Annotated in this window: 16 protein-coding genes; 5 read left to right on the forward strand and 11 right to left on the reverse strand. The window is 37.5% G+C overall.

Annotated elements, in window-relative coordinates:
• Positions 1 to 5 precede the first annotated feature (5 nt).
• Positions 6 to 1,808, forward strand: coding sequence for a DEAD/DEAH box helicase (locus tag DHU68_RS00990; protein WP_108821106.1), 1,803 nt, complete (start codon positions 6 to 8; stop codon positions 1,806 to 1,808).
• Between the two features lie 50 nt (positions 1,809 to 1,858).
• On the opposite strand, the gene DHU68_RS00995 is transcribed toward DHU68_RS00990, so the two are convergent.
• The 3 genes from DHU68_RS00995 to mutS form a co-directional block, all read right to left on the reverse strand.
• The gene (locus DHU68_RS00995) at positions 1,859 to 2,575 is read right to left on the reverse strand and encodes a glycosyltransferase family 2 protein (protein WP_108821107.1); all 717 of its coding nucleotides are present in this window, start codon (positions 2,573 to 2,575) and stop codon (positions 1,859 to 1,861) included.
• A gap of 22 nt (positions 2,576 to 2,597) precedes the next feature.
• The gene (locus tag DHU68_RS01000; protein WP_108821108.1) at positions 2,598 to 3,539 is read right to left on the reverse strand and encodes a UDP-glucuronic acid decarboxylase family protein; all 942 of its coding nucleotides are present in this window, start codon (positions 3,537 to 3,539) and stop codon (positions 2,598 to 2,600) included.
• A 99-nt stretch (positions 3,540 to 3,638) separates the two neighbouring features.
• Positions 3,639 to 6,224 (reverse strand): DNA mismatch repair protein MutS, encoded by a 2,586-nt coding sequence (gene mutS / locus DHU68_RS01005; protein ID WP_185117487.1) that lies wholly within the window; start codon positions 6,222 to 6,224, stop codon positions 3,639 to 3,641.
• A 387-nt stretch (positions 6,225 to 6,611) separates the two neighbouring features.
• On the opposite strand from mutS, the gene DHU68_RS01010 reads away from it, so the two are divergent.
• Positions 6,612 to 8,033: a Gfo/Idh/MocA family protein gene (locus DHU68_RS01010; RefSeq protein ID WP_108821618.1), complete on the forward strand. Its 1,422-nt coding sequence runs from the start codon at positions 6,612 to 6,614 to the stop codon at positions 8,031 to 8,033.
• Positions 8,034 to 8,106: 73 nt separating this feature from the next.
• On the opposite strand, the gene DHU68_RS01015 is transcribed toward DHU68_RS01010, so the two are convergent.
• The 8 genes from DHU68_RS01015 to DHU68_RS01050 form a co-directional block, all read right to left on the reverse strand.
• Positions 8,107 to 8,973 carry a YitT family protein gene (locus DHU68_RS01015; RefSeq protein ID WP_108821110.1) on the reverse strand — a complete coding sequence of 289 codons (867 nt, stop codon included), beginning with the start codon at positions 8,971 to 8,973 and terminating at the stop codon, positions 8,107 to 8,109.
• Positions 8,974 to 8,978: 5 nt separating this feature from the next.
• The gene (locus DHU68_RS01020; RefSeq protein WP_108821111.1) at positions 8,979 to 9,929 is read right to left on the reverse strand and encodes a hypothetical protein; all 951 of its coding nucleotides are present in this window, start codon (positions 9,927 to 9,929) and stop codon (positions 8,979 to 8,981) included.
• A 4-nt stretch (positions 9,930 to 9,933) separates the two neighbouring features.
• Positions 9,934 to 11,373, reverse strand: coding sequence for an MBOAT family protein (locus DHU68_RS01025; protein ID WP_108821112.1), 1,440 nt, complete (start codon positions 11,371 to 11,373; stop codon positions 9,934 to 9,936).
• A gap of 9 nt (positions 11,374 to 11,382) precedes the next feature.
• The gene (gene leuS / locus DHU68_RS01030) at positions 11,383 to 14,184 is read right to left on the reverse strand and encodes a leucine--tRNA ligase (protein WP_108821113.1); all 2,802 of its coding nucleotides are present in this window, start codon (positions 14,182 to 14,184) and stop codon (positions 11,383 to 11,385) included.
• A gap of 367 nt (positions 14,185 to 14,551) precedes the next feature.
• Entirely contained in the window at positions 14,552 to 15,361 is an 810-nt protein-coding gene (locus tag DHU68_RS01035) for a hypothetical protein (protein WP_108821114.1), read from the reverse strand.
• 124 nt (positions 15,362 to 15,485) lie between these two features.
• The gene (gene typA, locus DHU68_RS01040) at positions 15,486 to 17,285 is read right to left on the reverse strand and encodes a translational GTPase TypA (protein ID WP_108821115.1); all 1,800 of its coding nucleotides are present in this window, start codon (positions 17,283 to 17,285) and stop codon (positions 15,486 to 15,488) included.
• Positions 17,286 to 17,505: 220 nt separating this feature from the next.
• Positions 17,506 to 19,065 carry a M56 family metallopeptidase gene (locus tag DHU68_RS01045; RefSeq protein WP_160111037.1) on the reverse strand — a complete coding sequence of 520 codons (1,560 nt, stop codon included), beginning with the start codon at positions 19,063 to 19,065 and terminating at the stop codon, positions 17,506 to 17,508.
• Positions 19,066 to 19,078: 13 nt separating this feature from the next.
• Entirely contained in the window at positions 19,079 to 19,465 is a 387-nt protein-coding gene (locus DHU68_RS01050; RefSeq protein ID WP_108821117.1) for a BlaI/MecI/CopY family transcriptional regulator, read from the reverse strand.
• A gap of 295 nt (positions 19,466 to 19,760) precedes the next feature.
• Between DHU68_RS01050 and DHU68_RS01055 the strand changes: the two genes are divergently transcribed.
• The 3 genes from DHU68_RS01055 to DHU68_RS01065 all read left to right on the forward strand — a co-directional run bounded on the left by DHU68_RS01055 (position 19,761) and on the right by DHU68_RS01065 (position 24,110).
• Complete coding sequence (locus DHU68_RS01055; RefSeq protein WP_108821118.1) at positions 19,761 to 21,770, forward strand: peptidylprolyl isomerase; 2,010 nt, start codon at positions 19,761 to 19,763, stop codon at positions 21,768 to 21,770.
• Positions 21,767 to 22,630, forward strand: a complete 864-nt coding sequence (locus tag DHU68_RS01060) for a peptidyl-prolyl cis-trans isomerase (protein ID WP_108821119.1) — start codon at positions 21,767 to 21,769, stop codon at positions 22,628 to 22,630. Before DHU68_RS01055 ends, DHU68_RS01060 begins: the two co-directional genes overlap by 4 nt.
• A gap of 82 nt (positions 22,631 to 22,712) precedes the next feature.
• Positions 22,713 to 24,110: a peptidylprolyl isomerase gene (locus tag DHU68_RS01065; protein ID WP_108821120.1), complete on the forward strand. Its 1,398-nt coding sequence runs from the start codon at positions 22,713 to 22,715 to the stop codon at positions 24,108 to 24,110.
• Positions 24,111 to 24,112: the final 2 nt, after the last annotated feature.

Genomic DNA, 24,112 nt, shown 5'->3' on the forward strand with positions numbered 1-24,112 from the left:
TTTTAATGAAGACATTTGAAGAGTTAGGTGTTGCAGCGGATATCCGCAGAGCAATCGAAGAAATGGGTTACGAGAACCCAATGCCAGTGCAAGAGGAAGTGATTCCGTACTTACTTGGCGAAACAAACGACGTAATAGCTTTAGCCCAAACAGGTACAGGGAAGACTGCAGCTTTTGGACTACCGGTATTACAAAAAATTAATGTTAAGAAAAATGTGCCTCAGGCATTGATTCTTTGTCCTACAAGAGAGCTATGTTTACAAATAGCCGGAGACTTAGCAGAATATTCTAAATACATTGACAACTTAAGGGTTCTTCCTGTATACGGAGGTTCGAGTATAGACAGTCAAATCAAATCGCTTAAGAGAGGGGTACAAATAATTGTAGCTACTCCCGGTCGATTGATAGACTTAATCAACCGAAAGACTGTAGATCTTGAGGCTGTAAAATATGTAATCTTAGACGAAGCTGACGAAATGCTGAACATGGGATTTACAGAGAGTATCGACGAAATACTTTCTAAAGTTCCAAAAGAGCGTTTTATGCTCCTTTTTTCGGCAACTATGCCAAAAGAGATCGCTAAGATCACTAAGAAGTATATGAACGATCCTAAAGAGATTACTATTGGACGTAAGAACGAGGGATCTAGTAATGTGAAACATGTATATTACATGGTGCATGCTAAGGATAAATATCTGGCACTAAAAAGAATTGCAGACTACTACCCTAATATTTATGGTATTATATTCTGTCGTACTCGTCGTGAAACGCAAGAAATTGCAGATAAATTAATCCAAGACGGATACAATGCAGATTCTTTGCATGGAGATTTATCTCAAGCTCAACGTGATTATGTGATGCAAAAATTCCGCATCCGCAATCTACAATTACTTGTTGCAACCGATGTAGCTGCACGCGGATTGGATGTAGATAGCCTTACACATGTTATCAATTACGGTCTGCCTGATGACATAGAGTCATATACGCACCGTAGCGGTCGTACAGGACGTGCAGGAAAGACAGGAACATCAATAGCGATAGTTCATGTAAAAGAGAAGAGCAAAGTAAGAGAGATAGAAAAAATCATCAACAAGAAGTTTGAACAAGGAGCAATTCCTTCGGGAGAAGCTATTTGTGAAAAACAACTATTCAACCTGGTTGACAGAATAGAGAAAGCTAAAGTTGACGAAGAAGAGATCTCGGCTTTACTTCCTTCTGTTTACAGAAAATTAGACTGGTTAGAGAAAGAAGATATTATCAAACGTATAGTAGCTCTAGAGTTCAACCGTTTAATTGAATACTATAAAGGCGCTGAAGAAATTGAAGTTCCTAGAGAAAGAAGTAGTTCTTCCAGAGAAGATAGCGGTTTCTCTCGTAGAAGAGATCGTGATCGTGGCGACCGCAACGACAGAGGCAACGGAAATGGTCCACGCGTAGCAGAAAAAGGATATTCTCGTCTATTCATTAATCTAGGGCGTACCGACAATGTAAACCCTGCCACATTGATGGGGATGGTAAACGATTATATGCCCGACAAGATCTCTATCGGACGAATTGACGTCATGCAAAATTTCTCGTTCTTTGAAGTGAAAGAAAAAGATGCTCAAAAAGTGATCAAAGCTTTAAACAAAAAAGAAGAGAAAGGCAGACGCATCAGTGTTGAGGTAGCACAAGGAGGTGGAGGATCTTCAAATGACCGAAGAGATTCCGGAAGACCTCGCTTCGACCGCAATTCCAACGGAAAGGGAAGACAAGATAAGGACTCTCGAAGAAATGGAGGAGGAGGCTCAAGAAGACCTAAATACTAATTACGATATAAAAAAAGAAAAGAGTCAGGAAGTTCCTGACTCTTTTTGTTTTATTTAATACGGAACAGACCATATTTAAGCATACATATAAAAGCCCGAACACCGTCTCGCCAACCTATTTTCTTACCCTCTTCGTATGTTCGTCCATAATAGGAAATACCTACCTCATAGATACGCACGTTTGGCCATCTTGATACTTTAGCCGTTACTTCCGGTTCAAAACCAAATCGTCTTTCTTTAAGAGGAATTGATTTTATAATATCTGAACGGAATAACTTATAACATGTCTCCATATCTGTAAGATTCAGGTTAGTAAACATGTTTGAGAAAAATGTCAAAATCTGATTTCCTATGGAATGCCAGAAAAACAGGATACGATGAGGCTTTCCTCCCATAAACCGAGAACCATAAACAACATCTGCAAAGCCATCCACTACTGGTTTTAATAATATATTATATTCTTCCGGATCATACTCCAAGTCAGCATCTTGTATAATAATATAATCACCTGTCGCCTCTTTAATCCCACGATGAAGGGCTGCTCCTTTACCCATATTAACTGGCTGTTCGTAAAGATGCATATCGACCTCGGGGTGATTCGCCATATACGCTTTTACCACTTCAACAGTATCATCCTTTGAGCAATCGTTCACGATGATTATTTCTTTTCCTATCCCATTTATTAGATTTACAGCTAACACTTTATCCAATATAAAATGGATAGTAGGTGCTTCATTATAAGCAGGTATGACAATCGATAATTTCATATAGTTTTGTTTTCAGAGTGTTCTACTTTAATAATTTATCAAAATACTCAATAGTTTGTATTAAACCATCTTTTAAAGCTATTTTTGGCTCCCAATCTAGTTTTTCTTTTGCTAAGCTTATATCGGGTTTTCTTTGTTTTGGATCATCACTAGGAAGCGGCTTGAATACAATTTTCGATTTAGACCCTGTGAGTTCAACCACCAAATCAGCTAACTCGAGCATAGTAAATTCCCCCGGATTACCCGTATTTACAGGTCCGATAAAAGAATCATCTGTATTCATCATTCTGATCATAGCTTCTACCAAATCATCCACATACTGGAAGCTACGTGTTTGTGTACCATCTCCGTATATTGTAATATCTTCTCCTTTCAATGCCTGAACAATAAAGTTAGAAACTACTCTACCATCATTTGGGTTCATTCTTGGACCATATGTATTGAAGATACGAACGATCTTGATTTTCACTCCATTCTGGCGATGATAGTCCATAAATAAGGTTTCGGCACAACGCTTCCCTTCATCATAACAAGAACGGATACCTATCGGATTAACATTACCCCAATACGATTCGGGTTGAGGGTGAACTTGAGGATCACCATACACTTCACTAGTAGAAGCCTGCAACACTTTAGCTCTAACGCGTTTGGCTAAACCGAGCATATTTATAGCTCCCATTACCGAAGTCTTTATTGTTTTTATAGCATTATACTGATAATGAACCGGCGAAGCAGGGCAAGCTAAATTATAGATTTCGTCTACATCCACATGAAAAGGATGAACAACATCATGTCTTATTAGTTCGAAATAGGGATTATTCAGAAGATGAATCACATTATCTTTGGAACCGGTGAAGTAGTTATCCAAACACAAGACTTCATGTCCTTCATTCAACAATCTTTCACATAGGTGTGATCCTATGAAACCAGCACCTCCGGTTACTAATATCTTTTTATGGTTCATCTTTTAAGCTTAAATCTCATGTAAGTTTGTACTTACATGCAAAGGAACAAAAAAAGAATGTATTTTACATATTTTTAAGGAATTATTCTTGTTTGCCTATCAACCTTTGCCCGAAACGATTTTCTTGATTTCGTTCAATTTATTCAAAGCCTCCATTGGTGTCAGATTGTTTATATCCAACAATTTTATTTCATCTCTTACCTGGCTTAATACCGGATCATCCAGTTGGAAGAAATTCAATTGATAACCTTCCCTATTCTCATTAATATCTTTTATAGGTTTGGATATACCTTGTTTACGATTATCAGACTCTAATTGCTTCAATATTGAATTTGCTCGTTTGACGATACTCTGAGGCATACCTGCCATCTTTGCAACATGGATACCAAAACTATGTTCGCTTCCTCCAGGGACAAGCTTGCGTAGAAAGATAATCTTATTGTCTATTTCCTTCACCGAAACATTAAAATTTTTGATTCGCTTGAAAGACTTCTCCATTTCGTTCAACTCGTGATAGTGAGTTGCAAAAAGGGTTTTAGCTCTTGCTTTGGGATGCTCGTGAATATATTCTACAATAGCCCAGGCGATAGAAATACCATCGTATGTACTTGTGCCTCGCCCTAATTCATCAAAAAGCACTAAACTCTTTGGTGAAAGGTTATTCAATATATCAGAGGCCTCATTCATTTCAACCATGAAGGTAGATTCCCCCAATGATATATTATCAGAAGCCCCAACTCTGGTAAATATTTTATCGACAAGCCCTATCTGAGCTGATTCTGCAGGAACGAAACTTCCTGCCTGCGCCATCAGTGTTATCAGTGCCGTCTGACGAAGTAATGCTGACTTACCCGCCATATTGGGTCCTGTTATAATAATAACTTGCTGTTTTTCACTATCAAGCGTTACATCATTAGCAACATAAGATTCTCCTATAGGGAGCTGCTTTTCAATTACAGGGTGACGCCCTTTTTTTATCTTGAGAACATCTGAGTCATTAATCTCTGGTCTTATATATTTATTTTCTTTAGCTACTTTAGCAAAAGAAAGCAAACAATCAGTCTGAGCTACTAAATTAGCATTTACTTGTATGCTTGGTATATATTCAACTAAACCAAGTATAAGATCGTTAAAAATATTACTTTCTAGAGCTAGGATTTTTTCTTCCGCTCCTAAAATTTTTTCTTCATACTCTTTTAGTTCTTGAGTAATATATCGCTCCGCATTGACAAGAGTTTGTTTACGTATCCACTCTGCAGGAACCTTATCTTTATGTGTATTCCGAACCTCTATGTAATAACCGAATACATTATTGAATCCGATCTTCAGAGAAGAAATACCGGTTTCGTCTGTCTCTCTTTGCTGAATTTTGAGCAGATAATCCTTTCCTGAATAAGCAATACTTCTAAGCTCATCCAAATCTGCATTTACTCCGGTATTTATAACGTTTCCTTTATTAATCATGGATGGAGGATCGAGCTGAATTTCTCTTTCTATTCGATCTCTAATTTCAGAGCAAGGGTTCAATTTCTCTCCTATTTCTCTCAAACTTGGCTCATCTGAATTCAAAAAAGCTTCTTTAATTGGCTCTATCGCTTTCAAAGCAATCTTTAGTTGAACTATTTCTCGAGGATTAATCCTTCCGGTCGCTACTTTAGAAATAATACGCTCTAGATCTCCAATCAACGACAGCTGTTCTTCTAGTAAATTTTTCAGATCTAAATCTTTAAAGAAATATTCAACTACTGCTAATCTATTGTTAATCGGTTTTGCATCTTTAAGAGGGAAGAGCAGCCATCGTCTCAACATACGGGCTCCCATCGGAGATACGGTTTTATCAAGAATATCCAATAGGCTTTTGCCTCCTTCGTTCATTGTAGAAATAAGTTCCAAACTACGAACTGTAAACTTATCCAGACGAACATACTTATCTTCTTCTATACGAGATAATGATGTAATGTGCCCTATTTGATGATGCTGAGTTACATCCAAGTAGTGTAAAATTGTGCCGGCAGCTATAATACCATTATTCAGATGCTCTACTCCGAAACCTTTTAGATTCCTTGTCTCAAAGTGTTTTAATAATCTTCCCTTTGCCGTATCCTCTGTAAAGACCCAATCTTCGAGTTCGAAGATAAAGAAGCGAGATCCGAAATTCTCCTCAAAGAATTTTCTCTTTGTTCGTTCTATCAACACTTCTTTGGGAGAAAAATTAGTCAAGAGCTTGTCTATATATTCTTTAGAGCCCTCTGCTACAAGAAACTCTCCGGTAGAGATATCTAATAAGGAAATACCACAAATATTCTTTCCAAAGTGTATTGCACACAAGAAGTTATTTTCTTTATGATTAAGGATATTATCATTTGTGGAAACACCAGGAGTAACCAATTCTGTTATCCCTCTTTTTACCAGAGTTTTTGTTTGCTTAGGATCTTCCAGTTGATCACAAATAGCAACTCTCCGTCCTGCTCTTACCAACTTAGGCAGATAAGTATCAAGAGCATGATGAGGAAAACCTGCCAGCTCTATAAACTGAGCCGTACCATTCCCTCTGCGAGTAAGAGTTATACCCAATATTTCAGCAGCGTCAATAGCGTCTTGGGAAAAGGTTTCATAAAAGTCCCCAACCCTAAACAGCAATATAGCATCAGGATGTTTACTCTTGATCTCATTATATTGCTTCATTAACGGAGTTTCAACTATCTTTTTTGACACAGCTTATTATATATTTTGTTTCTATTATATCGAATAAGCAAAGATAGAAAAAATTAGACAAAAGGATTACACAAGGTCATCTCATAGCAAATCTCAACAGACTGTTAAAAATCAAATTCAGAGCAATGATTTTTTACAGGTCAAATAAGCATTTTCAATAGAACCAGAAGCTTATACCTCATTCAGCAAAGGCTTCAATTAGAACAAAACGAGAATCCATATGTTAATTAACAAAATAAAAATATTATATACTCATAATTATATCTATATTTGATAAAAAATAATGATATTAGATACTTATTTTCAATAATTAAGAACTAATACTTAATGGAAAAACCTAAAAAATTCAAGTACATCATGAGAAAGATTATCCAAGCCATTTTCATTTGTTTAATTCTTGTAGGGTGTAATACGACCAAAAACGAGAAAGAACTAAGCAGAGTTATCAGTACCCCTGTACCAGAACGTGCCGCAGGACAAACTGACGTTTTATTACTAAAAGCCGATCCTATCCCTACCGTACGAGTAGCGTTTATCGGTCTGGGTATGAGAGGACCGGGAGCCGTAGAGCGCATGACTCACATTCCGGGAGTAGAAATTGTTGCTTTATGCGACATTGAAAAAGACAGAGTAGAGAAAGTTAACAAAAAACTGGAAGCGAAAGGTATAGCTAAAGCCCAAGAATTTTACGGCGACACAGCCGTTTGGCGCCAAGTGACCGCACTCCCAAATGTTGATTTAATCTATGTTGCAACAGACTGGTCTAGCCATGCCATGATAGGCATACAGGCTATGAAAGATGGCAAGCATGTTGCAATAGAAGTCCCTTCAGCGATGACACTAGATGAAATTTGGGGTCTTGTAGACACTTCAGAGAAAACACGCAAACACTGCATGCAACTAGAAAACTGCGTATACGATTTCTTTGAAATGACAACTCTTAATATGGTACAACAAGGAGTATTGGGAGAAATTCTTCACGGAGAAGGTGCTTATATCCACGAACTGAAAGGCTTCTGGGACACTTACTACAACAACTGGCGTATGAACTACAACAGACACCACAGAGGCGACCTATACCCTACTCACGGATTAGGACCTGTATGCCAAGCAATGAATATACACCGTGGTGACAAATTAAACTATTTAGTTTGTGTTGATGGAAAACAAATCTCAAGCATCAACCATATCAAAGAAACAACCGGAGAGGATGCAACTGACTTCAAAAACGGAGAACATACTTCAACCTTGATAAAGACTGAGAAAGGAAAAACAATCCTTATAGAGCACAATGTGAACTCTCCTCGTCCTTACAGCAGAATGTATCAACTAACTGGTTCTAAAGGCTTTGCAAATAAGTACCCAATCCAAGGCTTTAGTTTTGCTAAAGGCACTTTGAACGACGGAGATATTCCTAACCACGAAAATCTTGATGCACACACTTTTATTTCGAACAGAATTCCTAGAGATGATGACAAAAACTATCAGACATACAAAGCGTTGATGGAGAAATACAAACACCCGATAGCTAAAGAGCTGGAAGAAACTGCGAAGAAAGTAGGAGGACACGGAGGAATGGACTTTATCATGGACTACCGTCTGATCTACTGTCTGCAAAACGGTTTACATCTAGACATGGACGTATACGACCTTGCTGAATGGTGTTCTTTAATCCCGCTAACAGCACTTTCTTTAGAGAACAATTCTGCTCCAGTAGAAATACCTGACTTTACACGTGGAGCATGGAATAAGTTAGACAAATTAGAGTTTGCTAAATAACTTAAAGAACTAATTATAATAAAAAATAGGCACTCGCATGAGTGCCTATTTTTTATTATAAAAGTCAGATTTATTATCCTCTTATTTTATCAAAACCTTCTCCATATACTCCCCTTACTGTACTCTGAGAAATAAAGGCTTTTTCATCAATACTTTTTATTAGGCGAAAGATTACAACAGCTTCTGTACGCTTGGCTAATACAATCAAAACCTTTGTTGGACGTTTCGTATACCAGCCCGTACCATCAAGAACAGTACATCCTCTTCCTAGCTCAGAATTAATTGCTGTTGCAATAGTAGCATATTTTTCTGAGAAAATAAGCAATTGAACTGACTGACGAAAACCATTGATAACCATATCTATACAGTATGTCATCACCCCCATAACAATCAGAGCATACACAATCTTTTGATAATCATAAAACAGGAAGTAAGAACTACTTATGATAACAAAGTCACACAACAGCATACCTCTCCCAAAGGCGATATTCTTATATTTGTTGATTACAGCTACAATAATATCTGTACCTCCCGTACTACCATTAGAGCTGAATACCAAACCAATTCCCGTACCGCACATCATAGCACCGATAACACCCGAAAGAAGAGGCTCTCCGGCTACTATTGGAGCTGTTATATACATCTGACATACGGTCAATAATCCTGTTAAGACAAATACGCCATATATTGTTTTTATAAGAAACTTTACACCCAAAATTTTAAGAGCGACAACCAAAAGCAAGCAGTTTACCAAGAAATAAGTATACTGTAAAGGTATGTTTACCGCATACTCGATAAGTAGAGCAATACCCGCTAGACCTCCCGTAACAATTCCAACAGGTTTGATAAACCCAATAAGCCCAATTGCATAAAGAAGAAGACCAAATGTAATAGTCACATAGTCTTTCCAATAAAATTCTTTTAAATATTTTTTAGGCATACTCGTTATTTTAATAATTCATATTTGATTAAATCTTTTGCTAATTTTTCGGTAAAAAGCTCACTCCCCTTACGGTTCATATGCATGGTATTATAAAAGAACTCTTTGTGATAACTGATGGAGTCCTGAGAATAATCCAAGAAAGGTACATCATACTCTTTCGACCAATCTCGATACATTCGCATTATTTCATCTCTATTACTCACAAAGCCTTGCCCTTCTATATATTCCGGAGTATAGACAAGTACAACGGGAATAGAATCAGCTTTAGTCTGCACTAAAAACTCTTTAAACAATTCGATTGAAAGGCTATCCAAATTTACTGTATATGTTCCTATTTCGGCCTTCGCTTTATCCAAGTCACTATTCCATTCCTCATCTCTGCCTTTGTATCCTCTGTAACGGAACCTATCATCGGGCTGAATGTAATATTTCAGTCCTGATTTTACGGCTTCAAATTCTCCAAAATAACGATAAAGAGGAATCATAAAATCAGCCTTCGTAAATCCTTTGTATGTCAGAGCAGCATCCGCAATCGTCTTGTTCCATAACATGAAAGGCAAAAGCATATTCTTATTGTACAAATCCGGTCTTTTTTCTAAAGATCCCATATCCAACCCTAACACTATAAGTTCCGGCTTCGGATTGTGTTTCAACATCTCTTCGTGTCTAAGGCGCTGCATATAAAAATTATGAGCATCCATACCCAGATTGTAAAAAGGGACACCCGTCTCCTGCTCCATCACTGCCGGACTAAAATGAACCCATGCTCTGGATGATCCATAAAAAAGATGCTTTGCCTGCAAGTCTCCATTGTAAAGATCATTCCATATTTCAATCTCACCATCGCTATAAGTGGAATTCCTCAATCCATTCGATATGAACAGATCGACAGGATATGCCAGAATCAGGATTGGCAGACAGAATAAGGCTAAACGTTTTATAAACTTCTTCATTCGGTTAAAACTGGAAGTAAATGAATACTTGATCTCCTCCGGCAAGCAGGAATATCAACATCAATATCACATAGTAAAAGATCCATTTAAAGAGGGAGCTTTTTATCGTTGCAAAATGTTCGAGCGCATACTTCCCTTCTCGTCCTATCCATTCTACTACTAGCATAAAAACAACCAACAAGATATAAATTATTGTTTTAGGAGAGAGGTATGGAAGCGTAAAAATATCATCTTTCAATCCGGAAATGTAAGAAAATGCATGTTGTATCGTATCGGCTCGGAAAAATATCCACGCTAATACAACAAGTAAGAAAGTTATAGTTATATGAAAAATATCTACTAGGTTCGGCAATATTTTCCCTTGCGCTACAATCTCCAGATTCCTTCTGTTTCTTTTGGTTACAATAGACGGCATCATAAATAAAGCATGAAGTCCGCCCCATGCCACAAAAGTCCAGTTAGCTCCATGCCAAAAACCACTAACTAGAAATATAATAAATGTATTTCGTATTGTCTGAGCCATACCTCCTCTACTTCCGCCCAGGGGGATATAAAGATAATCTCTGAACCAAGAGGAAAGGGATATATGCCAACGTCTCCAGAACTCAGCTATATCTCTGGAGAAATAAGGGAATTTGAAGTTTTGCAACAGATCAAAGCCTAACAGTCTGGCCGTACCCAATGCAATATCTGAATATCCCGAAAAGTCTCCGTATATCTGGAAAGCAAACAATACAGCACCAAGTGCCAAAGCACTTCCCGGCTGATCGGCACTATTGTCGAATATCTGATTAACATACTCGGCACAACCATCCGCTATGACAACCTTTTTGAACAGTCCCCATAAGATCTGACGCAGACCATCTGCTGCTCTTTTATAATCAAAGGTTCTAAGTTTTTCGATCTGAGGAAGCAAGTGTGTTGCCCGTTCTATAGGTCCTGCAACCAAAAGAGGAAAGAAGCTTACAAACAGGGAGTAATCAACCCAGTTACGGGTAGGCTTAATCTTCTCATTGTAAATATCCAGAACATATGATAAGCCATGAAAAGTATAGAAAGAAATCCCCACAGGAAGGATTATCTGCAAGGTATGTATATGAGGTGTGAGACCAAACAACCGGAGGAAATCTTGGAATGAATCAATAAAGAAATTGAAGTATTTGAAGAATCCCAAAAAGCCGATATTGACAATCACAGATATTGCCATCCACATTTTACGCTTGCTACGGGAGGATGCCTCATCTATTTTGAGTCCCCCGTAATAGCATAAAAATGTTGATATTGCCAATAGAAACAAGAAACGCCAATCCCAGCAACCATAGAAGAAATAACTCGCTACAAGTAGAAATATATTCTGTTGCCTTAAGTTGTTTTTTAAAATATACCAATAGACAAAAAAGACTATCGGAAAGAAAACAACAAATTCGAGGGAGTTAAAAAGCATTTATGTTTCTTATAAAACGACATTAATCATTTTCTTCGGTACAAAGATTACCTTCTTAGGCATTTTTCCATCCATCCACTTTTGAGCAAGCTCATGATTTATCACGGTTTGTTCCACTTCGCTTTGAGTTGCATCGGCAGCAAACTCCAATTCGAAACGAACCTTACCATTAAATGCTACTCCGTATTTGAATGAGTCTTCTACCAAATATTCCTCTTTGAATTCAGGCCATGTAGCAACACAAACCGATGTTGTATTTCCCAGAGCATGCCACAACTCTTCTGCAATAAACGGAGCGAAAGGAGCCAACAACACCAGCAACTCTTTCAATATCGCTTTCTTATTACACTTAAGCGCTGTCAAGTCATTTACACAAATCATAAATGCCGACACAGAAGTATTGAATGAGAAAGTCTCAATATCTGACGATACTTTCTTTATTAGTTTATGTAAAGCCTTAAGTTCTTCTTTCGACGGAGCCTCATCTGTTACAACAAAAGAGTCGTCCTTATAGAACATTCCCCAAAGCTTGCGCAAGAAACGGTTTACACCATCGATACCATTTGTATCCCAAGGCTTAGACTGCTCTAATGGGCCAAGGAACATTTCGTAAATACGCAACGTATCAGCTCCGTATTTTTCTACTATATCATCCGGATTAACTACGTTGTGGTACGATTTTGACATTTTCTCTACAGTCCATCCACAAACATATTTGCCATCTTCCAATACAAACTCTGCTGTTGCAAATTCAGGACGCCACGCTTTAAATGCTTCTAAGTCCAGCAAGTCGTTGTGTACAATATTTACATCCACATGAAGAGGAGTAGTTTCATATTGATCTTTCAAGCCAAGAGAAACAAATTTGTTTGTTCCGTTGATGCGGTAAACAAAGTTACTGCGCCCTTGAATCATTCCCTGATTGATCAACTTCTTGAAAGGCTCATCCTCGCAAGAAACACCTAAATCGAATAAGAATTTATTCCAGAAGCGACTGTAGATTAAGTGACCGGTAGCATGTTCTGTCCCGCCGATATATAAATCAACATTGCGCCAGTATTCATCGTTATTTTTAGACACAAGCTCTTTATCGTTGCTTGGATCCATATAACGCAAGTAATAGGCAGAAGATCCTGCAAAACCGGGCATTGTATTCAACTCTAAAGGGAATACTGTTTTATTGTCTATCAAAGACTTATCTACAACCTCATTTTTCACTGTATCCCATGCCCATTTAGTAGCGCGACCTAATGGAGGCTCGCCACTTTCTGTAGGCAAATACTTATCTACCTCGGGAAGCTCCAATGGTAATTTATCCAAAGGAAGCATATAAGGCATATTGTCTTTGTAGCACACAGGGAACGGTTCTCCCCAGTAACGTTGACGAGAGAATATGGCATCGCGAAGACGATAATTTGTCTTAACATGACCTAAACCTTTCTCTTTGATATATTCTTTTGTTTTTTCAATTGCTTCTTTTACAGTTAAGCCATTCAAGAATCCTGAATTCATCATGATTCCTTCTTTTGCATCGAAACTTTCTTCCGAAACGTCAGCACCTTCAATCAACGGAATTATTGGTAATCCGAAGTGTTTAGCAAATGCATAGTCGCGGCTATCATGTGCAGGAACAGCCATAATGGCACCCGTTCCGTATCCGGCCAATACATAGTCTGCTACCCAAATAGGAATTTCTTTCCCATTAAGCGGGTTGATAGCATAAGCTCCGGTAAATACACCCGAAACTTTCTTATCCATTTGACGATCGCGTTCTGTACGACGTTTTGTTGCAGCCAGATATTCATCTATTTCTGCTTTCTGCTCAGGGGTTGTCACCTGATATACATATTCGCTCTCAGGAGCTAAAACCATGAAAGTAACTCCGAAAATAGTATCGGCACGGGTAGTGAATATTTCAAATTCCAGATCAGAATCCTTCACTTTGAATTTCATTTCAGCACCCTCGCTACGACCAATCCAGTTGCGTTGTGTTTCTTTTATAGAATCACTCCAGTCAATCTTGTCCAAGCCTTCAAGCAAGCGTTGAGCATATGCCGATACGCGAAGACTCCATTGACGCATCTTGCGCTGTTCTACCGGATGTCCTCCTCGTTCCGACAAGCCATTTATAACCTCATCGTTAGCCAATACGGTACCTAATGCACCACACCAGTTTACAGTTGCATTGCTCAAGTATGCAATACGGTAATTCAACAAGATTTCTTGCTGCTCTTTTTCAGAATAAGATTTCCATTCCGCAGCAGAAAAGTCTAAATCTTCGCTGCAAGCAACATTCAACCCCTCTGTTCCGGTTTGTTCGAATGCGCTAACAAGTTCAGCAATCGGACGGGCTTGTTGTTCATCGTTACAATAGTAGCTATTGAACATCTGGATAAATGCCCATTGTGTCCAATGATAATAGCCTGGTTCGCAGGTTTGTATTTCCCTGCTCCAGTCGAAAGAGAAACCAATCTTATCTAGCTGTTCTCTGTATCTTTTAATGTTTTGTTCGGTAGTAATAGCCGGATGCTGCCCTGTCTGTATAGCGTATTGTTCAGCAGGCAAACCATAGGCATCGTACCCCATAGGATGAAGCACATTGAAACCATTTAAACGCTTGTAGCGAGAGTATATATCGGAAGCGATATAACCCAGAGGGTGTCCTACGTGCAAGCCCGCCCCCGAAGGATAGGGAAACATGTCGAGCACATAATATTTCGGTTTACTTTTATCTTCTGTAACCTTATATATATTGTTTTTTACCCAATATTCTTGCCAACGTTTTTCTATTTCTTTAAAGTTGTACTCCATAACTATAATACTCTTGCGTTTTTAATGACGCAAAGATAATTATTTCTTTAGATTAAAGTATAATCAAAAGACTTTAAAGAAAATAGAAAGACAAGAGCTTTGTTCTGCTTTAGAGATTTTATTTGATTCTGTCTCTTTTTTAGTATTTCTCTATCGGATTGCATCTTTTTTGCGTTAAACCATTACTATCAATTCTTCCAAAACCACTCTTTGCTATGTAACCAATTAATCGTATTTATCTTATTTACAGATGGCTAAAAAACAAAAATATTTATCTTTACACCATCTTTCTATTTATAGGACTTCTCTTTATCTATGATTTTGAATTTAGAAATAGCTGATTAGATGCCGGATACTTTACTGTACTTTATTCTGCTAAATGAACATCTGAACCTCCCCCAACAATCAATCCTACTGCGGCAACCCCGACAACAGCAACTCCGATAATAGTCATAGTAACATCATTATTTGAGGGCTTGATTGAATAAAAGAAATCTCCTCGATTCATTTGTTCTGTCGACAATTTTTGAGGCGAAACTGATTTTGTCTTAACAACTTCCGTCATGAAAAAATCTTGTTTGAATAACATCGGTTTTTCAGGTTTTTCGTAAACGGTCAAAAAACTCTGGATAAGGATAGGACTAGTTTCTTCATTAAAGGAAATCCTATTTACCTTAAATGCACCTTTTTCTTTATCCAACATATAACCTTTCTCGTACAATTCTTTATCTAAGTTATTAAAATTAAAGTTTAGGCTTAACGATGAAAAGCTCACTTTCGATTTAGGAGGCACAAAAGTAATATCTTCTCTTTTTTCCATTGTTCCTCCAAAAGAACTAGTCCCATAGCCTGTATCATATTGATAGAAATCACCACTTCCGGAGATATCAAGCTTACCTCCGGCATAAGAGAAAGCTTCATCGTTGATAACCAATGCGGACTTTTTCCAATCTACATAGAGAGGCTTATCTAATTTATTATATACTGTTATCCACACCGGAGCATCTTGTCCATTGAAACAGTATGCTATCCACAGACTATCTGTTTCTATCAGAAAGTCGCCATTGTCTTGTTTTTCTACATCAGTATTTTTAGAATCAAGCGTTGATAAGAAATAGGTTGAACCACAAGACGTGAAAAACATCAGCAATAGAAGATATGTGAATATTGATTTCATAGCAATGTATTTTTACGGTTTACCTAACAATAATACAAAATAAAATACTGATATCAAAGCTATTCAAACAAAAAAGAGATCCTCGAATCAAGGATCTCTTTTCTGTATAAACGAACTATCGTTATTATTTTTTAGTCATTCTTTTTCTATCATTCTCATCTAAGTATATTTTTCTGAGACGAATTGAGCTAGGGGTAACCTCCACATATTCATCACTCTTGATATACTCAAGTGCATCTTCTAAACTGAAAATAATTGCAGGGGCAAGTTTTGCCTTATCATCCGTACCCGAAGCACGCACATTGGTCAGCTTTTTAGATTTTGTAAGATTCACAACCAAATCTCCTTCTTTGTTGCTCTCCCCTACGATTTGACCCATGTATATATCAGTCTGAGGCTCTACAAAGAATCGACCTCTATCCTGCAACTTATCTAAAGCATAGGCATAAGCGTTACCCGACTCGCTTGCAATAATAGATCCATTAGAACGTTTTTCAATATCACCTTTCCATGGTTCAAAGTCAAGGAAGCGATGAGCGATTACAGCTTCTCCGGCAGAAAGAGTCAAAGCCAAGTTACTTAGACCAATGATTCCTCTTGATGGAATTTTAAATTCCAAGTATGTCCTGTCCTTTTTGCTGGTCATAGCAGTAAGCTCTCCTCTGCGTCTTGTAACCAAGTCGATTATCTTACTTGCTGTTTCATCCGGCAGATTGATTGTCAATTGCTCTATCGGCTCATGCTTCACTCCGTCAACCTCTTTGATAATCACTTTTGGCTGACCTACCTGAAGTTCATATCCTTCGCGACGCATTGTTTCTATCAAGACCGACAAGTGCAATATTCCTCTACCATAAACAATCCATGAGTCAGCATTTTCCGTCAGTTCTACACGTAGAGCTAAGTTTTTATCCAACTCTCTGACCAAACGGTCGTGAATATGACGAGATGTTACAAATTTCCCTTCTTTTCCAAAAAATGGAGAATCATTGATTGTAAACATCATTGACATTGTAGGCTCGTCAATATCAATTGTTGGTAGCGGTTCAGGATTTTCAAGATCTGCAATAGAATCTCCAATTTCGAATCCTTCGATACCTATCAGCGCACAGATGTCGCCGCATTGAACATTCGAGACCTTAGTTCTTCCTAGACCCTCGAATGTATTGATTTCTTTTATTCTGGTTTTAACAATACTCCCATCGCGCTTACACAGAGACACATCCATATTCTCTTTCAGTTCACCTCTATGCAGTCTACCGATAGCAATACGCCCAACGTATTTAGAGTAGTCCAACGAAGTGATCAGCATCTGAGGTGTACCCTCTAGAATTTCCGGAGCAGGGATATACTCAACAATAGCATCCAACAACGGGGTTATATCTTCAGTCTGTGTCTTCCAGTCAGTAGACATCCATCCTTGTTTGGCCGAACCATATACAACAGGGAAGTCTAATTGTTCTTCTGTAGCATCGAGGCTGAACATTAAGTCAAACACCATTTCATACACCTCATCGGGGCGACAGTTTGGCTTATCCACCTTATTGATAACAACAATAGGCTTCAATCCCATCTGGATTGCCTTTTGCAGAACGAAACGAGTTTGAGGCATCGGTCCTTCAAATGCATCGACCAATAGCAAACATCCGTCAGCCATGTTAAGTACACGCTCTACTTCACCACCAAAGTCGGCGTGTCCGGGAGTATCTATCACATTGATTTTAGTCCCCTTATAATTGATTGATACATTCTTAGAAAGAATAGTAATCCCTCTTTCACGTTCCAGGTCATTATTATCTAATGTAAATTCAGCTGTAGATTGATTGTCTCTGAAAAGTTTTCCGGCAAGCATGATCTTATCAACAAGGGTTGTCTTACCGTGATCGACGTGTGCGATAATCGCAATATTCCTAATATTTTGCATATATATATTTTGAGGGTGCAAAGGTACTACTTTTTAGCAGAAAATCACTGCTAACTCCTTATTTTTTAGTTAAACAGAAGTCGAAATCGCAAACTCCCCTCTAATCATGCTCTATACATCAATTATCAATACAATAAAAAAGCTACAAGAAAGATCGTGCAGCTTTTTTTCATCACATAGTATAAAGTAGTAGTTTAAAGAGTTATATTTTATTTTTTCTTTATTTTTTCTTCATTTTCACAACAATTACACCATTTTTGCCTTCTTCACCATAAACATCTATAGCTGATTTATCTTTCAACACCGACACGCTTTCAATATCTTCCGGCTTAATATCGTCAATTGATGACACTTCTTTGTCGTCAACGATATACAAAGGCTTCGCATCGCCTACAAGTTGATTTATCTCCAAAGATCCTTTCTCATTATTATTTAAGCCAACACTTAGAGAACCTTTGTTCTTTGATGTAATCAACACAATACCATTTTTAGCTTTTTCCCCATAAAGTTCAACAGCCGATTTATCCATATCTTTCAAAAAGCTTATATCCTTTACATCTTCCGGATTAACATCATCTATAGATGATATTTCTTTCCCGTCAACAAGTATTAAGGCTTCTTTTTGATCCAATACAGGTGATTGACTTTTCTTCTTTGCATGTTCTTTGGTTGTAATAAGAATAACTCCTTTCCCTCCGTCTTCGCCATACTTATCCATAGCTAACTTACCTTTCAGCACATCCATGCTCGCAATATCATCTGCGATCAGGTTGTCCTTGCTTGACACCTTCGTGCCATCGACAAATATTAATGCATCTTCCATATCCAAAGTCTGTCCTCCTTTCACCGTTATAGTTGCAGAGTTATTTTTTTCAATCGGCTTTATTGTATCTTGACCGATTGCCTGATATACTCTAGAATCAACAATATAATTTGGCTCTGCCGAGGCCCATAAAAACAAGCCAAACATTGGGACTACAGCCAAAGCTGTTAGTCTTTTCCACCATGCACTTTTTTCTTTTTTCATCATACTTAGACGATTTAATGGTTTTGAATAGTTAAATGAATTAGCAAAGGAAAACATCGGGCCCTTAAACTCCTGATTGACCAATACTGCCTGATACACATAAGGTGATACACCCGATGCAAGAACAGCCTTATCAACTAAGAATTCATGATTTTCCTTTAACTTACGTACATATATCCAAGCCAGAGGATTGAACCATTGCAGCAGGAGCATGCATTCGCTACATAGGAGATCTATCCAATGCCGTTGTTCTATATGAATTTGTTCGTGTTTTATAATCAACTCTTTTTCTTTTGCACTCATCATCTCTGAATTGATGAGAATATAATTCAGAAAACTAAAAGGAGACTTAACCGCCCTATTGTCGACAATAGTAGAGCGCCCCAACGATTCCTCACAACCGCTCTTAATCAATTTACCAATTTTGATATAGGAATAAATATTTCTTACAACCATGCATACAAGCCCAATAAGATAAGCACTTCCCAACAAGAGCCATACATCAACAGATTTATCTACTGCGACAGCGACATCTACAGAACCTGATGATTCTAGAGTTGATACAGGTGCGGTCAACACAACATCATATGTAGGATTTATCAGAGGCAACACCAGCGAAGCCAAAAAGCCCAACAAAAGATATATCCGGTTGAAGCGAAAAAATGTTGTATTACGCAAAAACAAAACATATACTGCCAAGAATATTCCTAAACAGACAGCTACTTTTCCTATATAAATAATAAATGGTTCCATGATGATATTTTTTTTAGAGTTTACCCTCATTAGAGTCCTCTTCCTCTAGCGCTTTCTTTGTCTCTTTCATCAACTGGTCTACTTCTTCGAGAGAGAGATTCGTTTCTTTTGCAAAGAACGACACCATAGAAGAAAATGAACCATTAAAATAATCCTTAACAAATCCGAATAGTTGTTTCTTCGAATAAGCGTCTTTAGAGACAAGGGAATAATAGATATTAGTCCGCCCCTCAGAGCGATGCTGAACGAACTCTTTATTCTCCAAAATGCTCAAAATAGTGGCTACCGTTGTTCTTGCCGGCTTACTCCCTTCAAACCCTTTAAGAATATCCTGAACAGAACCCTCTCCTATATTCCAGAGTATTTGCATTATCTGTTCTTCGGCTTTGGTCAATTGCATATCTTTATATTTTTATTTTTCGAGATCAATAAACTATGTTTTCACAAATGTATGTCTAAAAATTTAGACAACAAAGCATTTTCGTCTATTTCTTTAGACAACCTTTAAATTTTAACTATCTTTATCAGGATTATTACTTCTCCTTTCTCATTCAAGCCAACCGGAAATCTAGCGTTTATTTTATATTCTTATAATTTAGAGAATTTTCATTCGGTCTTTTTTAAATATTTTAAATATTATACGCATATATTTCTTGTATCTTTGCCCCTAGTTTATTTTCAACGATTTAGCATATATGAACAAAAGATTATATTTTATATTAATCTCTTTATTATACCTCGTATCTCTGCATGCTCAAGATGCAGACCAAATAGCTTTTACCATAAACGGGAAGCCTGTTTACAAATCGGAGCTTCAAAAAGCCTATAAAAAGAGCAACGAAAATGCCGACATCAAATTAACGATAGAAGATTTTACCCAATCGTATATCGAACTTAAAATGAATGTAGAAGAAGCAAGAGCTCAACTTTTAGATACGACAACACGACACAAAGATGAGTTGGAGGCTTATAGATCCATTATTGCAAAACCTTATTTGACGGATACAATCTCAGAAAGGATGTACACACAAAAGATGTACAATCGCCTCATTGAGAATGTTGAGATAAACCATTTTCTCATTCCTTTCGATAAAGAATTGATTCTACCGTCCGACACTGCCGCTGTTTTCAACAAGGCTCTTGAAATAAGAGAGAAAATAACGAAAGAAGGTTTTAAGGAAAATCTGTTAGAGAAAAGGAGCAATATTGCAAACCATTACCTAGGCATGGAAAGCAAAAATGGATACATAGGGTGGGTTGCTCCATTCATCCTCTCCCCAAAAGTGGAAGATGCAGTTTACTCAACGCCCCTCAACGAAATCAGTATGCCCATACGTACTGCTAACGGATATCATATTATACAGGTATTGGACAGACGGAAAGCTATTGGCTCTGCCGAAATTGAACAGGTTATGTTCCGCTTTTCTAGAATACCTGCTCCCGAGAGTCATATAGACAGTGTAAAGGCTATAGCGCACAAAGAGTACAATCGCATAAATTCAACGGAAGATTTTCAGACTTTATGCGATGCTTTTTCCGAAGCATACAAAACGGGAGATAAAGGTTGTTATTTTGGTATTGTAGGGTTAGATTCTAACCTATCTCCAGAATTTCTCACAGCGGCATTCAACTTGGAAAATCCGGGAGACATAAGCCAACCCGTAATATCCGACTACGGATTTCATATAATCAGACTGTTGAGAAAGATTCCGGTTCCGTCTTACGAAGTAATGAGAGGACAATTGCTGCAAAAAATAAAAAGCAGTAACAGAACTTACGATCTGAATAAAGAAAAAAGAGCTCGTCTGTATGAGAAAATGCAAATTAAGATCAACCAAGATGAATTTTCCAAGATCAATAAAATTGCAGAAACTTTATCTCCCAGAGATTCTCTATTTACAACTACGATAAAGGACGATAACAATACATTGATAGTTATAGAGGGAAAAAGAGATGTTCCGGTAAGAGAATTTGCCCGATATATAGATTACAGACAAAACCTGTTGAAGAAAAACAAGGATGACATTGAAATGATGAGTGTTACAGAAACTCTCCCTCACAATCTGTCTACCGATATTCTTCAAGAATATTTCAACAATTTCTTAAGCATAGTAACGCTGGATTATATAGAAGATTCGTTAGAAGATACTCAGCCCGAAGTAAAACAGATAATGGATGAATTCTCCGATGGGCTTTTATTATATGCCGTAAAGGACAAAAACATATGGTCGCGTAGCAAAACGGACGAAGAGGGTCTCGATAGATGTTTCAAAGCGAACAAGAAAAAATACAAACTAGACAACCCTAAATACAAAGGGATAATAATTTTCGCAAAGGATGAAAAAAGCTTAGCTGATGCTGAAAAAATTGCGACAAAAGAAAAGACCATAGAGAAGATTTTAGATAAAATAAAAAGACTAAACAAAGACTCTATCGTGGTAAAAATAGGACCCGGAGTATGGGAAAAAGGAGAGAATCAGTATATAGACTATAAAATATATGGAGGTAAAAAGCCTAAAGCTTTACCTGACCTTCCCTTCTTTTCTGTAGTAGGCAAAGAAATAAAGACTCCGGAAGATTATCGCGATGTAAGAACGGCAGTTGAAGCAGACTATCAACAAGAGCTGGAAAAGGAATGGGATACGTATCTATCGAACAAATACAAAGTCTCTATGAATAAATCTGTAATAGAGTCTATAAAATGAAAAAAACAATTACAATAGTTATCACAGCCATCCTGCTCTGTCTTTTTTCATGTAGTGAAAAAAAGGGGGAAAGCGTTGATATGAACCAGTCCCCTATAGTTACAGTAAACGAGAACACGCTATATAAGGCTGACATAGAAACAGTCATCCCTAAAGGTCTGTCCAAAGAGGACAGCACCAAGTATGCTTCTACGTATATCGATATGTGGATCGGGGAGCAGCTGATGTATGATAAAGCTCAGCAAAACATTACAAACAAGGACGAAATAAATACCTTGGTAGAAAATTATAGGAAATCATTAATATCCAATACATATCAGGAACAACTATTGAAACAACAACTCTCACAATCAATCAGTGAGAATGAACTGAAAACATTTTATGAACAAAATAAAGATAAAATAAAGCTCGAAGATAATATCATAAAAGGGTTGTTTCTAAAAATTCCGGTAGAATCTTCTCAGTTAAAGAATTTTGAGAAATGGTATAAACAAGGGACTAGTGATGCAATCGAAAACATTGAAAAAAACACATTGCAAAATGCTGTTGCCTATGAATATTTTTACGATAGATGGGTAGACTTTGACGACATAATGGACAACATCCCTTCCGACATAGCAGATAGGGGACAGTTCCTAAAAACAAATAAAAATGTAGAAGCCAAAGACTCTGCATTTGTCTATCTAGTGAATATCAAAGAATACAAACTGGGGGGAGATGAAGCTCCATATGAATATGTAAAAACGCAGTTGAAAGAAATATTTATTGAACACCGAAAAGCAGATTTCTTAAAACAGGTTCAAAAGGATCTTTACGAAAAAGCAATCGCAGAAGATGAGATTAAGTTTTATAATAAATAGAATATAACTTCTTTTTCTTCGTTAAGAGAAAAAGTGAGACATATTCACTATATTTACGCAATTTTTAATGAAATACATAAACATGATAAGAAAAGCAGGAAAACTTGTTTTATTCACTCTATTCCTTGGCTCAAGCCTTCTTGGCAAAGCTCAGGACAGTAATGACAATGTAGTAGATAAAATAATTTGGATAGTGGGCGACGAAGCTATCCTTAAGTCGGATATAGAGAAGTCCCGTATGCTTATTTTATCTAGAGGTGGACGCATCGAAGGAGACCCATACTGTTTTATTCCTGAACAGTTGGCTGTACAAAAGCTATTCCTCGACCAAGCAAAGATAGATAGTATAACTGTACCTATGTCAAATGTCAACAGAGCCGTTGCTCAGCAAGAGAAAAACGTTATAGATAATTTGGGTTCGAAAGAAAAGGCAGAAGAATATCTTAATGCAACAATGACTCAACTGAAAGAGGAATGGAGAGAAGAGATCAAGAACAACTTTATGGTTGAAGAAGCTCAAAAAAACATCGTTGGCAAAAAAGGAGCTCTTACTCCATCTGAAGTACGAAAATATTATGCTCAGTTGCCAAAAGACAGCTTACCTTATATCCCAACAACAGTAGAACTGCAAATTATTACGAATGAGCCTGTTGTACCTCAGTCTGAGATAGACAAGGTAAAAGAACGTCTGCGCGACTTTACTGAAAGAGTAAACAACGGACAAAGCTTTTCTTCTTTAGCTATTATGTATTCAGAAGAACCGGGTGCAGCACAAACCGGAGGCGAATTAGGATTCAGAGGTAGAGCCGAATGGGTACCTGAATTCTCCAACATGGCATTCTCTCTTACCGACCCTAAAAAAGTTTCGAACATAGTTGAGACTGAATACGGATTCCACATCATCCAATTGATAGAGCGTAGAGGTGACCTGCTCAATGCACGTCATATTCTTTTGCAACCAAAAGTTCCGGCAGAGTCTTTCCAAAAAGCGACTGCAAAAATGGATACAATAGTAGACCTTATCCACAAAGGAGAGATCACATTCGAAGATGCAACTCCTTTTTCTTTCGATAAAGACACACGGAACAATAACGGGCTGATGGTAAATCGCAAAGGTACAAGTTCAAATTACGGTACTCCTCGCTTCCAGATGGAAGACCTTTCTAAAGAAATGGCACTCGTTGTAGATACAATGAAAGTAGGACAGGTATCAGCCCCATTCAAAATAAGATTAGAAAAGAACAACAAAGAAGTTATAGCCATCGTTAAACTCAAAAACAGAGTAGACCGACATATAGCTAACGTTTCCGACGACTATCAGATATTGAAGGAGATTGTGGAACAAAAGAAACAACAAGAAATTCTGGCTAAATGGCTACAAGACAAAATTAAAGACACATATATATACATTGACAAGGATTGGAGAAATTGCGACTTTCAATATTCAGGTTGGATAAAAGACGAAGAAGAGAACAATTGATC

This window comes from Dysgonomonas sp. Marseille-P4361, from assembly GCF_900343125.1.
Lineage (GTDB): Bacteria > Bacteroidota > Bacteroidia > Bacteroidales > Dysgonomonadaceae > Dysgonomonas.